Source organism: Bacillus sp. AFS053548, assembly GCF_002575105.1.
Lineage (GTDB): Bacteria > Bacillota > Bacilli > Bacillales > Bacillaceae_G > Gottfriedia.
Map to the genome: position 1 here is coordinate 20,835 of NZ_NUHI01000015.1, position 15,479 is coordinate 36,313.

At 33.7% G+C, this 15,479-nt stretch carries 17 protein-coding genes; 13 read left to right on the forward strand and 4 right to left on the reverse strand.

Annotation, left to right across the window (positions count from 1 at the left end; all coding sequences use genetic code 11):
• The first annotated feature begins 86 nt into the window (after positions 1–86).
• From CN946_RS08250 to CN946_RS08275, 6 genes are all read left to right on the forward strand, one after another.
• Complete coding sequence (locus CN946_RS08250) at positions 87–788, forward strand: DUF2711 family protein (protein WP_098860702.1); 702 nt, start codon at positions 87–89, stop codon at positions 786–788.
• A 69-nt stretch (positions 789–857) separates the two neighbouring features.
• A complete protein-coding gene (locus tag CN946_RS08255; protein ID WP_098860703.1) occupies positions 858–1,334 on the forward strand; it encodes a GNAT family N-acetyltransferase in 477 nt (158 codons plus the stop codon).
• Between the two features lie 226 nt (positions 1,335–1,560).
• Entirely contained in the window at positions 1,561–2,391 is an 831-nt protein-coding gene (gene kduI, locus CN946_RS08260; protein ID WP_098860876.1) for a 5-dehydro-4-deoxy-D-glucuronate isomerase, read from the forward strand.
• 49 nt (positions 2,392–2,440) lie between these two features.
• Positions 2,441–3,217, forward strand: a complete 777-nt coding sequence (kduD, locus tag CN946_RS08265) for a 2-dehydro-3-deoxy-D-gluconate 5-dehydrogenase KduD (protein WP_098860704.1) — start codon at positions 2,441–2,443, stop codon at positions 3,215–3,217.
• A gap of 127 nt (positions 3,218–3,344) precedes the next feature.
• Positions 3,345–4,337 carry a 2-keto-3-deoxygluconate transporter gene (kdgT, locus tag CN946_RS08270; RefSeq protein WP_098860705.1) on the forward strand — a complete coding sequence of 331 codons (993 nt, stop codon included), beginning with the start codon at positions 3,345–3,347 and terminating at the stop codon, positions 4,335–4,337.
• 60 nt (positions 4,338–4,397) lie between these two features.
• A complete protein-coding gene (locus CN946_RS08275) occupies positions 4,398–5,348 on the forward strand; it encodes a sugar kinase (RefSeq protein WP_098860706.1) in 951 nt (316 codons plus the stop codon).
• 56 nt (positions 5,349–5,404) lie between these two features.
• Here the strand turns inward: CN946_RS08275 and CN946_RS08280 are convergent, their stop codons facing one another.
• The gene (locus tag CN946_RS08280) at positions 5,405–6,178 is read right to left on the reverse strand and encodes an IclR family transcriptional regulator (RefSeq protein ID WP_098860707.1); all 774 of its coding nucleotides are present in this window, start codon (positions 6,176–6,178) and stop codon (positions 5,405–5,407) included.
• A 136-nt stretch (positions 6,179–6,314) separates the two neighbouring features.
• Here CN946_RS08280 and CN946_RS08285 point away from each other — a divergent pair, with 136 nt between their 5' ends.
• The 3 genes from CN946_RS08285 (at position 6,315) to CN946_RS08295 (ending at position 8,590) form a co-directional block, all read left to right on the forward strand.
• Positions 6,315–6,974 carry a bifunctional 4-hydroxy-2-oxoglutarate aldolase/2-dehydro-3-deoxy-phosphogluconate aldolase gene (locus tag CN946_RS08285; protein WP_098860708.1) on the forward strand — a complete coding sequence of 220 codons (660 nt, stop codon included), beginning with the start codon at positions 6,315–6,317 and terminating at the stop codon, positions 6,972–6,974.
• A 25-nt stretch (positions 6,975–6,999) separates the two neighbouring features.
• The gene (locus CN946_RS08290; RefSeq protein WP_098860709.1) at positions 7,000–7,836 is read left to right on the forward strand and encodes an aldo/keto reductase; all 837 of its coding nucleotides are present in this window, start codon (positions 7,000–7,002) and stop codon (positions 7,834–7,836) included.
• Positions 7,837–8,065: 229 nt separating this feature from the next.
• On the forward strand, positions 8,066–8,590 hold the full coding sequence (locus tag CN946_RS08295) for a hypothetical protein (RefSeq protein ID WP_098860710.1): 525 nt from the start codon (positions 8,066–8,068) through the stop codon (positions 8,588–8,590).
• Positions 8,591–8,688: 98 nt separating this feature from the next.
• Here the strand turns inward: CN946_RS08295 and CN946_RS08300 are convergent, their stop codons facing one another.
• Positions 8,689–10,395 carry a hypothetical protein gene (locus tag CN946_RS08300; protein WP_098860711.1) on the reverse strand — a complete coding sequence of 569 codons (1,707 nt, stop codon included), beginning with the start codon at positions 10,393–10,395 and terminating at the stop codon, positions 8,689–8,691.
• Positions 10,396–10,713: 318 nt separating this feature from the next.
• Between CN946_RS08300 and CN946_RS08305 the strand changes: the two genes are divergently transcribed.
• From CN946_RS08305 to CN946_RS08320, 4 genes are all read left to right on the forward strand, one after another.
• Entirely contained in the window at positions 10,714–11,364 is a 651-nt protein-coding gene (locus CN946_RS08305; RefSeq protein ID WP_097978047.1) for an ABC transporter permease, read from the forward strand.
• A 50-nt stretch (positions 11,365–11,414) separates the two neighbouring features.
• Positions 11,415–11,714, forward strand: coding sequence for an ATP-binding cassette domain-containing protein (locus CN946_RS08310; RefSeq protein ID WP_098860712.1), 300 nt, complete (start codon positions 11,415–11,417; stop codon positions 11,712–11,714).
• Complete coding sequence (locus CN946_RS08315; RefSeq protein ID WP_098860713.1) at positions 11,701–12,054, forward strand: alpha/beta hydrolase family protein; 354 nt, start codon at positions 11,701–11,703, stop codon at positions 12,052–12,054. Before CN946_RS08310 ends, CN946_RS08315 begins: the two co-directional genes overlap by 14 nt.
• Positions 12,055–12,278: 224 nt before the next feature.
• Positions 12,279–12,899, forward strand: coding sequence for a hypothetical protein (locus tag CN946_RS08320; RefSeq protein WP_098860714.1), 621 nt, complete (start codon positions 12,279–12,281; stop codon positions 12,897–12,899).
• A 177-nt stretch (positions 12,900–13,076) separates the two neighbouring features.
• Here the strand turns inward: CN946_RS08320 and CN946_RS08325 are convergent, their stop codons facing one another.
• Entirely contained in the window at positions 13,077–14,000 is a 924-nt protein-coding gene (locus CN946_RS08325) for an LCP family protein (protein WP_098860715.1), read from the reverse strand.
• 105 nt (positions 14,001–14,105) lie between these two features.
• Positions 14,106–14,573 carry a peptidoglycan-binding domain-containing protein gene (locus CN946_RS08330; protein WP_176547259.1) on the reverse strand — a complete coding sequence of 156 codons (468 nt, stop codon included), beginning with the start codon at positions 14,571–14,573 and terminating at the stop codon, positions 14,106–14,108.
• Positions 14,574–15,479: the final 906 nt, after the last annotated feature.

A 15,479-nucleotide genomic window follows, 5' to 3' on the forward strand; every position in this document is an offset into this window, starting at 1 on the left:
AGATTTTCTTTTATTTATAACATATTGAAAAAATATAGAGATTCATTTTTTTACTAAAAGGATAAGTGAAATAGCAGGTGAAATTTATGGAAAATGTAAGAGTATTACCAGATCCACACAGGTATTCAGTATGTGCTCCTGCTGATATGTCGATAAAAGAGTTTTATAAAGGGATATTTGAGGAAGTTTATATTTTTTATCATCCTTTTATTAAGCCTATAACGATGGATTATGATTTGTTTGAGTATGATAATTATCCTGGCAAAAATGACATTATTAATAATTGTGAAGTGGTAAGTTGGAAGCAGTTCTTAACTATTTCAGGAATTAAAAGTTACAAAGAGTTAGATATTGGGTTAAGGACTCATATAACGGGATTAAAGGATAAATACAAAAATGTAGAAACTGAAGAAGTAATTCAAAAGTGTTGTGAGGAACATCAATTAATTATTCCAAATGAAGGCTCCTTCCCAGAGATTTTAATGAATACAATTCTTAACGCTATTAAAAACGCAGGTCATGATTGGATTTGGAATGGAGATGAATTTTGTACAGAGCGGAAGTTAGAGTATATAGATGACTTAATTGAGGCCAATAAAACATTTCCAAATGGTCATATAAATTTTTTCACGCATGATCATAATATTTTGCTAACTACGCATTGGGATAGCCACTTTTCCATGCTCTGTTCAAATAAACGTACTATAGAAAAAATAGTTAAAGCGTGTAATTTAGAAGGATTTTACTGTGATGATCAGACAGAAATTGTTTGGAGTATATTCAACTGATCTATTTTTAAAAAGATCGCGAGTCAATAAATTACGGCAAAGTTAAAACAACCAAAGAGGTGAAACTGCATGGAGATTTCCATCCGAAATGCCAATCAAAAAGACTACGAGAAATTATTACCATTATTTAGACAAGTTCACGATTTACACGTGTTTGAACGACCAGACCTATACAAAGAAAACTCAACTCCAGTAGAGGAAAAGGAATTCAATAACCAACTAAAAGACGATAAACAACATATCCTAGTAGCAACTCTAGGTACTGCAATAGTAGGCGTGGCTGTTTTGAAGAAAGAAGAAATACTTGAAAACTCGTTTGTTAATGCAAGGAAGATCTTACTTGTTAATAGTTTATGTGTTGATGACGCGAGTAGGAAAAAGGGGATTGGAAGAAAACTCATGCAATCTATTCTTGATTTTGCGAAAGAAATGAATGTTGATAGTATTGAATTGGGAGTTTCGGAGAGTAATCAAAATGCGATCCATTTTTATGAGTCTATTGGAATGGCAACAAAAAATAGAAAAATGGAGTTTCGTTTAAGCTAAGTTAAAAAGTACATAAATAGTCGTTAGGATTGGATTCTGGGTGCTCAGAATCCAATCCTTTTTTATATGCTCAAAATCTACTGTAACAATATTGTAAAAATTTTTAAAAAATATTACTAGAAATTACTAAATGTAAGCGGTATAATTAAATTATGAAACGGTGTTCCACTATGTGGAACAAAATGTAGAATTTAAATATGAAAAGCTAAAAAAGGAGATGTCGATTGTGGAAATTAGATACTCAACACATCCGGACCAAGTCAAAACATTTACAACAGAAGATCTTCGCAAGCACTACCTGATTGAGGAATTATTTGTACCAGGAGAAACGAAACTTACGTATTCAATGGAAGACCGTACGATTATTGGAGGGATTACTCCAAAAGAAGAAGCCATTTCACTAAAAGGATATGATGAAATCAAGGCAAATTACTTTTTAGAGAGAAGAGAAGTAGGAATATTTAATGTTGGTGGGAATGGTAAAATCATTGTCGATGGCGAGTCTTATGTTATGGAAAATAAAGACTGCCTGTACATTGGTCTTGGGAAGGAAGAACTTCTGTTTTCAAGTGATACAGTGGAAAATCCAGCAAAATTTTATTTATATTCAGCTCCAGCGCATAAAGAATATCCTACTCAACATGTATCGTTTAAGAGTATTGAAGGAGATCGTTTAGGTTCTCTTGAAAATGCCAATGATCGTGTCATTCGTCGCATGATTCATTTAGAGGGAATCCAAAGTTGTCAGGTTGTGATGGGATTAACGCAATTGAATAATGGAAGTGTTTGGAATTCAATGCCAACTCATACGCATAACCGTCGTTCTGAAGTTTATCTTTATATTGATCTTGATGAAAATGCTAGAATGTTTCATTTAATGGGTGAGCCGACTGAAACTCGTCATTTAGTCATGAAGAATGAAGAAGCTGTTATTTCTCCACCGTGGTCAATTCATTGTGGAAGTGCAACGAGCAACTACACGTTTATTTGGGCAATGGCAGGAGAAAACAAAACTTATAATGATATGGATGCTGTACCGTTAGAGCAATTAAGATAAGTTGATAGATTTCGAGAATCATAAGACAGACAAAAGAGGAGTAGGACATTTGAGTTTACATGACTTTTCACTAGATTATTTTAACTTAGAGGGTAAAACAGCGATTGTAACCGGTGGGAATACTGGTCTTGGACAAGGGTATGCAGTAGCACTTGCTAAATCAGGTGCAGATTTATTTATCGTGACACATAATAACAACTGGGATGAAACCAGAGAACTGATTGAAGAAACTGGACGTAAGGTGCATTTTTTTCAGGCGGATTTAACGAAAAAAGAGAATATTTTAAGAATAGTAGATGAGTGTGTAAGTGTGTATGGAAAGATTGATATTCTTGTAAATAATGCCGGAACAATCCGTCGTGCACCTCTACTAGAATACCAAGAAGAAGACTGGAATGCAGTGATGGATATTAACTTAAATGCGGTCTACTTCTTAAGCCAAGAGGTTGCTAAGAGCATGGTGAATCAGGGACAAGGAAAAATCATAAATATTGGATCAATGCTAAGCTTCCAAGGAGGGAAATTTATCCCACCTTATACTGCTAGTAAGCATGGAGTGGCAGGTTTAACAAAAGCTTTTGCCAATGAATTAGGTATACATAATATCCAAATTAATGCCATTGCCCCAGGATATATCGAGACTGCCAACACTGCGCCAATTCGTGCGGATCAACAGCGAAACCAAGAAATTCTTTCCCGAATTCCAGCAGGAAGATGGGCGTCTCCTTCCGATTTAATGGGAGTAATCGTGTTTTTAGCTAGTCGAGCTTCTGACTACATGAATGGGCATATTTTAGCTGTAGACGGTGGTTGGTTAGCGCGATAATTTTTCTTTAATTAAACGAATGGGGTTAATCCCCCATTCTATTTGGAACTAAAACAGCAATGATTAAATCTATCTTTTGTAAACGCTTTATTAATTCTTAATAAAATTGAAAGGTTAGGTAGAAATTATGAAAATCATGAAAACGCTGGAAAAGATTCCTGGTGGTTTAATGCTCGTTCCATTATTTTTGGGTGCAATAATTCATACACTTGCTCCAAAATCCGGTGAATATTTTGGTTCATTTACTAACGGGTTGATGACAGGTACCGTTCCAATTTTAGCAGTCTGGTTCTTCTGTATGGGTGCTGGGATCAACGTGAAAGCAACTGGGACAGTTTTAAGAAAATCAGGAACACTTGTTTTGACTAAAATTCTAGTTGCATGGGGTGTAGCTTTCGTTGCTTCATTTTTCCTCCCAGACAGCGGTGTACAATCAGGCTTATTTGCGGGATTTTCTGTATTAGCTCTTATCGCTGCAATGGACATGACAAACGGTGGTTTATATGCTTCCATTATGCAGCAATATGGTTCAAAGGAAGAAGCAGGTGCTTTTGTTTTAATGTCACTTGAATCTGGTCCTTTAGTAACGATGCTTATTTTAGGAAGTACCGGATTAGCAGTATTCCATCCACAAGCATTTATTGGTGCTGTTTTACCGTTCTTAGTTGGTTTTGTTCTAGGTAATTTAGATCCAGATTTACGTGCTTTCTTTAGTAAGGCGACACAAACGATGATTCCATTCTTTGGCTTTGCTTTAGGGAATTCAATTGACCTGACTGTTATTGCTAAAACTGGTTTAGCTGGTATTCTTCTTGGACTTTTAGTCATCATTATTACTGGTATTCCATTAATGTTCACTGACAAATATATTGGAGGGGGCAACGGTACAGCTGGTCTTGCTGCTTCAAGTACTGCTGGTGCAGCGGTTGCAAATCCAATGATTATAGCTGAAATGAAACCTGAATTTCTTCCTGTAGCGCAGTCAGCTACATCACTAGTTGCTGCATCCGTTATTGTGACATCAATTTTAGTACCAATATTGACAGCCTATTGGTCGAAATATATGGAAAAGAAAAATAACAGGCCAATCGATCAACCAAAAATAAAAGCATCGGTATAAATTTTGGAAAGGGGAGACATTAGACTAGATGACTCTCCTTCTCTTATATGGAGGATGGAAATGAGTAGGATACTAACAGTTGGAGAACCAATGGCACTCTTTGTTGCCCAGAAAGAAGGTTCATTGGAAAATGTAGAACAATTTAATCGTTTTGTTGCTGGTGCTGAAGTTAATTTCTCAATCGGAATGTCTAGATTGGGACATGAGGTAACTTATATTACCCAGTTAGGCAATGATCCTTTTGGAAAATCAATCGAAAAATTCCTTCAACAAAACAGGATTGATACAACATATGTGTCGATTGTTTCAGACTTTTTAACTGGCATGATGTGGAAGCAAAAGGTTATTAAAGGTGACCCAGAGGTATTCTCTTCACGTAAAAATTCAGCTGCATCCCATATGAGTTTGGATACAATTAAGAATTTAAACTGGGAAGGTTTTCAACATATTCATTTAACTGGAATTCTACCTGCACTGTCTTTGGAATGCAGAGAAATGGTTCACGAGCTAATGAAACAAGCTCGAGCAAAAGGTGTACAAATTTCATTTGATCCGAATATTCGTCCTGGTCTCTGGCCTGATCAACAGGAAATGATTCGAGTGATTAATGATCTGGCATGTCGAGCAGATATCGTTTTTCCAGGAATTGAAGAAGGAAAATTACTAACAGGGAAGCAATATGTTTACGAGATTGCAGAATACTATCATAGAGTGGGAGTCAAAACTGTCGTAGTGAAGCTTGGAGCTGAAGGTGCCTTTACGAGTACAAAAGATGAGACATTCAATACAGAAGGTTTTCCAGTTAAAGAGGTTGTCGATACTGTAGGAGCTGGTGATGGCTTTGCGGTTGGAGTCGTAAGTGGAATTCTTGAAGGTCTATTTTTGAAGGAAGCAGTTAGTCGTGGAGCTGCGATTGGAGCATTAGCAGTCATGTCCCCAGGCGATAATGATGGTTTACCAAATCGAGAAGGGTTAGAAACGTTTATGAAAGAGACACTTTATCGACTTTAATAGATTAGAAGAGAATGTTTCTAAACAAAAAAAGTATTCTCAAGTAGAGAGAATACTTATACATTCAAGAATCCAGTATATCCAAGACTTCTTGAGATGTCATAGCTATATTTTTTCATTGTATTAATTAAAGATTCGTTGATGATTTCCATTGTCACACGGTTCGTAGGGCCAGAAATACTGAAGCTTGCAACAATATTTCCTTTATGGTCATAAATTGGAGCAGCAATACATCTTAGAACTTCTTCATTTTCGGCATTATCTAGCGCATAACCTTGTTGTTTTACTTTATCAATTTCATTTGCAAATTCTTCTTTAGTTGTAATTGTGTTCGGCGTTTTTTTAACAAAATTAAAGCCATTAAGAAGTGTATTAAATTCTTCCTGTGTTTTACCTGAAAGCAATATTTTGCCAACTGCAGTGCTATACATAGGAGCACGGCTTCCTATTCTGGAATACATACGAATAGTTTGTGTACTTTCAATTTTATCTATGTACACTACTTCACCTAGGTCTTCAATACATAAATGGACTGTTTCGTTGAATTCCGCAGATAGTTTCTCTAAATGAGGTTTTGCGGTAGCAACAATATTATTGTTATTTAATAGATTTTGTGAAAGGAACAGGATCTGTAAACCAAGTTTATATTTGTCTGTTTCTTCATCTTTTACAACATAATTCATACTTGATAAAGTGGCTAGTAGTCTATGAACAGTGCTTTTGGTTAGCCCAACCTTTTCTGAAAGTCTGGCAATTTGAATTCCGTCCGGGTATTCAGAAATTTTATTTAAAATAGTGAGTGCACGTTCAATTGATTGAACAGTTGACATGGATATCTACCTCTTCATTATTTTTAAAACGATATATAAATGATACTTTATCTAGAAACTTTTGTAAAATGAATCACAATTCATTTTAGCGCGTTTAAAATCTGTTTAATAAATGAAAAAGAAAGAAGGGAATACAATGAAAAAAGTTGAAATTCTTTCAAGGGTTGTTGAAAGCGGCGTAGTGGCAGTGATAAGAGCAGATTCCAAAGAAGAGGCTGTTAACCTTTCGAAGGCTTGTGTAAAAGGCGGAATTCATGGCATTGAAATTACGTTTACTTTGCAGGGTGCTGAGGAAGTAATCAAGGAATTGGCATCTTTATACAAGGATTCTAATCAAGTCGTTATTGGAGCAGGATCAGTACTAGACGTCACAACAGCTAGAATCGCCATAATGGCAGGAGCACAATTTGTAGTAAGCCCAGCGTTTGATGAAGAAACAGCAAAATTATGTAATCTATATCAAGTGCCTTATATGCCAGGCTGTATTACGATTACTGAAATGAAACATGCACTAGAAGCAGGTGTTGATATCGTTAAATTATTCCCAGGTAATGCATTTGGTCCAGATTTTGTAAAAGCGGTAAAAGCTCCTATACCACAAGTCAATATTATGCCTACTGGTGGCGTCGATTTAAATAATATAGAAGAATGGATCCGAAACGGTAGTGTAGCAGTAGGGGTAGGAGGCAAATTAATTGCACCTGCTAAAAATGGAGACTATGATCAAGTTACAGACAATGCAATTCAATATATGCAAAAGGTACGTGCTGCCAAAAAATCTTTGCAGCTAGTATAAAATAAAAAAATTGGAGGACATTCAGATGCTAACAAATCTAAAAGAAACAGTAACATTACATAATGGAGTAAAAATGCCACGATTAGGCTTAGGAGTTTTCAAAGTTTCAGAAGGAGAAGAAGTTGTTGAATCTGTAAAAGCTGCAATCCGAAATGGCTATATCAGCATCGATACTGCAGCAATCTACAAAAATGAAGAAGGCGTTGGTCAGGCCATTAAAGAATCAGGTATTGCTCGCGAAGAATTGTTTGTAACGAGTAAAGTTTGGAATTCAGACCAAGGCTATGAAACTACTTTACAAGCTTTCGAAACGAGTCTGAATTTATTAGGACTAGATTATTTAGATCTTTATCTCATCCACTGGCCTGGTGTTGACAAATATAAAGAAACTTGGAAGGCACTTGAAAAATTATACAAAGACGGACGTGTCCGTGCAATTGGTGTAAGTAACTTCCAAATTCACCATTTACAAGACTTAATGAGCGCTTGCGAAATTAAACCAATGGTTAACCAAGTAGAGTTCCATCCTCATTTAACTCAAAAAGAGCTATTAGCTTTCTGTAAAAATGAAGGAATTCAAATGGAAGCATGGTCACCTTTAAAACAAGGTCAGCTTTTAGAAGAGCCAGTTTTAATAAAAATTGCTCAAAAATATAATAAATCAGTAGCACAAGTCATCTTAAGATGGGACTTACAACATGATGTAGTTACAATTCCAAAATCAATCAAAGAACACCGCATCGTAGAAAACGCAAATATTTTTGACTTTGAATTAACACAAGAAGACATGGAAAACATTGATTCATTAAACCAAGATAGTCGAGCAGGTTCACACCCTGATACGATGAGAGTTGGGTTTTAAGTTAGTTATTTTAGGGGAGTCTCGTTTGAGATTTCCCTGTTTTGTTTTAGGCGATGAAAAACATTAGTAGAACACAAAATCAGAGCCGAATAATTGGCTCTTTTTATCTATATGGAAGAATAGTACTGCATAAAATACCCTACTATTGAAGGAATAAAAGTTTTATTCAAAATGGTACAATTATTTTTATAACAACACGTTTTTCATTATCATATTTTAGAGGTTAATTATGAAAATAAAATTATTGTACTATGCTCCATTTTTATTAACTGTGGTAGTAGTTATTTGTTATGGCATACCTGAAACTTTATCATTTATTGTTGGATGGCTATATAATTCAATATTTTATGTTGGGCTTCCAGTTTTACTTTATTTTCTTTATTTTTTATTGATAGGAAAATACTTTAAAAAAACAATCGGATATTCAATTAAAGCAGTTCTTAGAACGATCGCCTTAGTAGTAATCTATTTAATATTTTCGGTTAATACTTACAAGCCAATTGAAAATATAATCTATTTTACAAATGAAACAAAAACTGAATTAACGAAGCGTTCGCTAACTTTATACGAAGAAAGAATGAAAACAAAAGGAAAACTCGAAGAAATATATCCGATTAGTAGAATGCAAGGCTGGATGCTTAATGAAGTTACTGTCTTTGGAGAAAATAGAGCATATGAAATCGATATTATGCCAATTAATAAAAATGATAAACGAAGCGAAGATTTTTATTATGTATATAAGGATGGTAAATAGGTACTAGAATTCACAGAAGCACACACAAACTGAGTTATAAAATAAAAAAGGCTGTATCATTGATTACTGGGTAATCGCAGATACAGCCTTTTTTTATATTATTGTTGTTGAATATGAGGTTGTTCCTTTAAATGATCCGTCAACTCATCTACTACAAATGCGAATTCATCGTAAGATACACATTCTAATGGGAATTCTAATGCAACTTTGTTTTGTTTGTTGTAAATGGCTACAACTTTGGAACGTCGGTCAAGTAGTCTTGTTTTCATGTTCGACTTTTGAATTGTTATTTTTTTTATGTCTTCTAGTCTAATCTGAGATTGAGCATTCTTTTCGGTATATCGAACAACATTGCCAACAATTTCGATTTTGTTTTTAAATAGTTTGGTTTTATAGATATGATATGAAACGATTAAAACTGCAAGTAAAGATGTTAAAGTGATGTATACTGGGTCCATTGTGGAAAATGCTTGATATCCTCTAAAAGCTAGGAGGACGTACCAAGCGTAGAACCATTTACTTAATTTTGGTTTACCTTCGTAGTATACAGTCGAAGTATTTTCTTCTTTTTCATTCGCTCTTTTGTCCATAAAGAGTTGTACATGTTCTTCGATGGATTTTTCATTGAACTGTCCATCTTCTAAATAAGTACCATCCCACATGTGAACAGAGTCATCTTCTTCCTCAAGAGCATAAGCACCTACCCATGCTGGAATGACTTGATCATCATGTGAAACGGAAGCTAAATAATAACGGATTGGTTGGTTATATGAGTTTTCAATATCAAGCTGTTTGATTAACTCGATTGTTTCAGGGACAAAATCATGTTCTTGTACGATATGAAGAAACAAGTGACTTTTAGCGAAGTATTCTTGTTTTTTCTCCTTAATAGGGAATAAGTGTTCTTTACGAATTCTGAGTATTTCCCAGTAAAAGTATTCTGTGGATTCAATATTTGTTGCACAGTCCAACAGTTGTTCTTCAGGTACGTCAATGTCTCGTTGAAGAGCGGCAATAATTGCGTTCGTTCGAATAAACGGGTCAGTAAATGACATTGCTTCTTTTATAAAAGGTGTCATCTCATCATTAAAGTAATACTCCATTAAAGATAGATAAATCGCCATAATTGAACGGATTTGTAAATAGGTTTCTTTCCATGAGCCATACACAAACTTAATATCATAATCATTTTGATAAGGCAAAAATTCGTCTACTTGCTTTTGATAATCCACTAATAACAATGGCGCGATGTATTTTGTTTTGAAACGGTCTAGATAATTTTTATCTAAACAGTATGACAACAATCGATAAAAAGTAGTTTTATATTCTTCCACTTCAAATAATTCAGTATGTTTTTCTAATAGTTTAATAATGATGCCAGGATTGTCGTATAGCACATCTAATGGTAAGACAACTTGTTTGTTTTGAATATCTTGTTCAATTAATTCCAAGATTGCTAGTTCATGCTCTTCTCCGTCAAAAGAGGTTATGTATCGAAATACTTCTTCTTTAGCAGCCTTACTATATTCAGGGTAATATTTTATTAAGGCCTCTGTTAATTCAGGTATTTCAAAATGAGAGATGAATTTGATTAGATGGTAACTAGGTTCATCCCATACCTTAAATGATGTTGGATATGGATAAGCGGCTTCTTTTGCTAACCATTCTAAAGTTAATAAATTAAATTGTAGATCATCTACTTCTGATAGTTCGATTAATTCAAAAATTGCATCATGTCGAATTGTTGGATCTGTATGTTTTAATCCTTCGACGATACGTTTCAGTTGTGATTTATAATTTGACACAATACTCCTCCGATATCTAATTGTAAGTTTTCATTTCTAACGATATTTTAATTTTATTGGAAATACTTGTAGATCGCCACTGTTAAATAGTAGAAAATACCTGATTATTAATAGTTTAGTTGAGATTACGGTTGTCTAATTGGACAATCTTTTTTTATTTTTTGAGGCTACACTAACTACTTCTTCACCAATCTCCTATTGTAAATATTTTTTTACGCATTTACTAGATATTTTTACAAATATTTCGAATTTTTACATAAAAATCAACTTTTTAAAGTTGGCACGTTAAGTATAGAAAAACAAAAAGGGGGGCGGACATTGGAAATTATCAATTTTGTCCAATCGAATTGGTCAGAAATTCTTCAGATGACTTTAGAGCATATTCAATTAGTTGGATTGGCAGTGGGGATTGCCATTTTGACTGGGGTGCCATTTGGAATCTATATTTCTCAGCGGGAGACATTGGCTGAAATTGTTTTAGCCATCGCGGGGATTATCATGACGATTCCGAGTATTGCTTTATTTGGAATTATGATCCCGATTTTCTCATTGATTAACCAAGGAATCGGATTTTTACCAGCGATTGTTGCGTTAGTGTTATATTCGCAATTACCAATTATTCGAAATACGTATATTGCGATTAAGAATGTTGACCCGAATGTAAGGGATGCAGCAATTGGTGTAGGGATGACGACCTTTCAACGATTAATGAAAGTTGAGCTACCTCTTGCGTTTCCGGTGATCATGGCAGGTGTTCGAATGGCGATTGTTATGACAATCGGTATTGGAGCAATTGCAGCATACATTGGAGCTGGAGGTTTAGGCGGATATATTTCACGTGGTATTTCAACAAGCTATGCCGTCATGATTCAAGTAGGAGCCATCGCCGTTTCAATTTTAGCAATTGCAATGGACTTAATAATAGGAAAACTTCAGCAAAAATTTACAAGTAAAAGTGCAAGGTCATAATACGTATTAACACATGAAGATAGACGAATCAAGAAGGAAGGTGGAGTTTAATGATAGAATTCAAAAATGTCACGAAGGTTTATGAAAGCGGTAACAAGAACGTGACAGCCGTAAACGAAATCAATTTCCACGTTGAAGAAGGAGAAATTTGTGTATTCCTTGGACCTTCAGGATGTGGAAAGACGACTTTACTTCGAATGGTTAATCGATTAATTCCAATCACTAGCGGTAAGATTGAAGTGGATAGAAAAGATGTTTATTCGATGGATATGATTAAACTTCGCAGATCGATTGGGTATGTGATCCAGCATAACGGATTTTTTCCAAATATGACGATTGAAGGCTACTAATGATTATGTACAGAAGGAGCTTGCTATTTTATCGCCGTTTGGTAAGTTGACTGAATTGCAGTTTACGGATTCAATTATTAACATGAATGCAGATAAAATTGCACAGGATATTGAGTGTCCATTGTTTGTGGCACATGGTAAGGATAATCTTTTACATCCGGTTGATGAGTCGGTTCAGTTTTTTGAGGCGGCAGCGGAGCCTAAAGAGTTGTATATAATTGATGGTAAGCATAATAATTTTATGTATCATGAGCATCCAGTGTTCCAGGAATTGGTTGGGGAGCTTAAAGGGTTTTTTGGGAAGAATTTAAGTTATACTAGATTGGAGACAGTAAGATAAAAGTTTATAATGATTATTTACTTTAAAGGACGTATTTTGCGTCCTTTTCTTATTTAATAGAAGTTAAACTATTAATTTACTTAAACGAATTTGTAGAATTAAAAGAGGATTTAACAAAGCTTTAGTTGAAGAAGAAAGATTAAAGATGCTAGATGAATAACAAGAAGTCACATCTTAAAAAAAAGAAGGAGAGGAATAGGGGGACCCTATTCCGTTCTCAAAAAATGAAAAAACTAATTATATTAACTGCTACAGTTTTAACTATGTCGATTTTCACAGCTTGTGAAAAAATAGAAGCTCTAGAATCGAAACATGCTTCTAAACCATCCACTACAGAACAAACTTCTCCAACAAATGAAAATGGTGACGATTCGATGAAAGTTGAATCGACAGATATTTTGAAGAAGAAGCCATATGAGTTCTTATCACATAGTAAAAATTTTCAAGTTGGAGCTGAAACGTATCAGTCTGCTGAGGGAAGAATAGAGATCGATGTTAGCGTTTCAAAAGCAAAAACATACATGAAAAATGTCATCATCTCAGGTCAATTACCAATTAATGCTTATGAAGTATTGTACACTCCCGATTTGTTGATTACGAACATTTTAATGAAAAAATCTTTTTCAGATAAAGCTGTTTCTAAGGAGTACACAATTTCTCCATCTATTAAATCTCCAGGAGGTATTTCTGCAGGTAGGAGTTTTAACTTATTCCCCGAAGAGACATTCGAAGACGCAATTGCGAAATTAAATGAGATTTCTATAAAAGTAAGCTGGGCTGATAAGAAAGATAAATCTCATACTGAATATATAAAGACAAAGATCCAGATTAAACGTCCTGAATAGAAATCATTACCACTTTGTTTGATTAAAAATGGCCCCGGTTTTGCCGGGGCTTTTCGTGTTGTATCACGTTTTAAGTCAAGTGAAAAATGTGAATATATTCACAAATTCAAAAAGGTGAGATACAACTAAACTCATTTCTTCCTATTAATGTGACATATAGTCAAATTTAACAAATATCTATTTTAAAAATACATTCAATACTTCTTTGTTTTTTTCAGCATCAATTTCCAAAACTTCACCGGCTTTTTCATATCTTTTTGGTGTGAAAGCTCCGTCTACAGGAATTCGTAATGTTTCTACATCTTTATCCTTACCTTTAACTATGAAATCGGATCCTATTTTTAATAATTCCATTGTAGACATATTGGTTTGTATGTAAGGCTGGATCACACCTAAGGTTTTAGGAAAACTAGCAATTCCTTTAATAGTAAGCACTTGGGATTTAATAGCATCTAGTACTCTTTGTTGTCTAACAACTCGATCGAAATCACCTTTAGAATCATGTCTAAATCTTGCATAACCTAAAAGCTCTTTACCATTTAATTGTTGAACCCCAGGTTGAAGACTGACACCAATATGACTTTCCATTGGCTTTTCTACATTAATTGTTATTCCTTTTGGAGCAATCTCATCAATCATTTCTTCAAAACCTTTGAAATCTATTATTGCATAATATTCAATTTCGATCCCAAAATTTTGTTGAATCGTTTGCCGTAGAAGTTCAACCCCTCCGAAAGAATAAGCTGCGTTAATCTTATGTTTTCCATATCCAGGAATAGGAACATAACTATCCCTCATAATTGAAACTAATTTTGTTTCATGTTTTTTATTGTATTGTAAGAGCATAATTGAATCAGTTCGTGAGCTTCCACCTTTTTTTCGAGCATCTTCTCCCAATAATAGGATGTTAGTTTTATTAGGTATTTTAGTAGAATTAAATTTTATATTTTTTTTATTAGCGTTTTGCTGACTTATCTGAATTCCTTTTTTATATTGATAGAATCCATAACATAGTGTACTTGATATTAGAATTACTAGGATTAAACTTAATTTAAATAACAGACTTTTCTTTTTCTTGTTCCTCTTAAGCTGTCTATACATAAACCCCGTTACCAAAATATAAATAAAATTTTAATTGAAATTGGTATACGGTTCCCTCCTTTTTAATTTAAAGATCCTAGATTGCTAACCAAAAAATATGTCTATTTATTTCATTTGTAATGTATCATTGACCATAAAAATATTTCCACCCGGTCCATTTAATTCCATTCCATATGAGTACTTTATATAATTAAACTTATAGCCTTTTCCGTAATCGACGACATACGTATAACCACCGCTACCAGCTTTTAGATAATTGTCCATATGTGTCCATGTTCCTTTGCCCACAATTCCATCTGATTTTAGACCATATTTTGTTTGGTATGCTTTAATTGCTTTTTCAGTGTTTGGACCATAGATTCCATCAACAGCTCCTACACCATTAAAACCCGCAGCATAAACCTGATATTGTACTGCTCTTACCCAGTTACTCATTTCGGAGTAACCACGTCCTACTGTTTTACAGTCAGACCAATCTCTGTCATTCATTACTTGTGCTTTACTTGATGTCGGAGCAAATCCTAAACCAATTGTCGCTGCAGTTACTAATACGCAGATTTTTCTTAAGTTCAATTGTAAAACTCCTCTCATTTTTTAGGTTTTAGTAAAAAAATACATTTAATTACTAAATTTTAGTAAATTAATACACTACCAAAATATCACGATTGTTTCCAAGTTTATACAAATGTCACAGAATGTATAAAATAATTTTTTATTTAAATTCATATAATTGCCAATACTTTTTAACAATTTGGACATTATTTTATATGTCTAAATAAAAGAGAAAACCGATAGTATATCCCAATTAAAAAGAGTTGTACAAGAAACTCAATGAAATTCTAATGAATTCAATTTGTGAGGAAAGAGCAAATTAAGAAGTGGCTAACCATTTCGGCCAGCCACTTTTTATTTAATATCAAATATTGATATACATACAAATAATAAAAAACTTAAAATAATATATTGATAATTTCGTTTAGTTCGAGGCATTAGTAAAAAAATAATTAAGTAACTTAATAAAAATAAACATGTTACAACTACATTCACGATACTTTCTATCATAAAACGTGCATTCAACATAATAAATAATGACTGCATACCCGATGAAATAGATAGTATTCTATATAAAGGGAAATTTTCCTCATCCTTTAGAAAAACATCCTCATCCATAATCTTCAATTACTCCTTTTTTATTTTAAACTATCAAAAAAATAAAATTTTTCATTACCATATTTTGAATTGATTAGAAAACCTTATCTATCAAATCGATCACCTCTTTATGTACTATAATGTTTTTAATTATAGTAATCTTCGGAATGAATTAAGTGGAATTTTTGTGAATGTTTTAGTAAAACCTTACAAATTTTTACTTTTAAAAGTACCTTTGTGAAGATTAAATAGTTTTTCAATAATAATATCAGAATAATACATGTTAATAGAATCTTAGTAGTTAAATTTTCATAGAGTTTATTATATGTA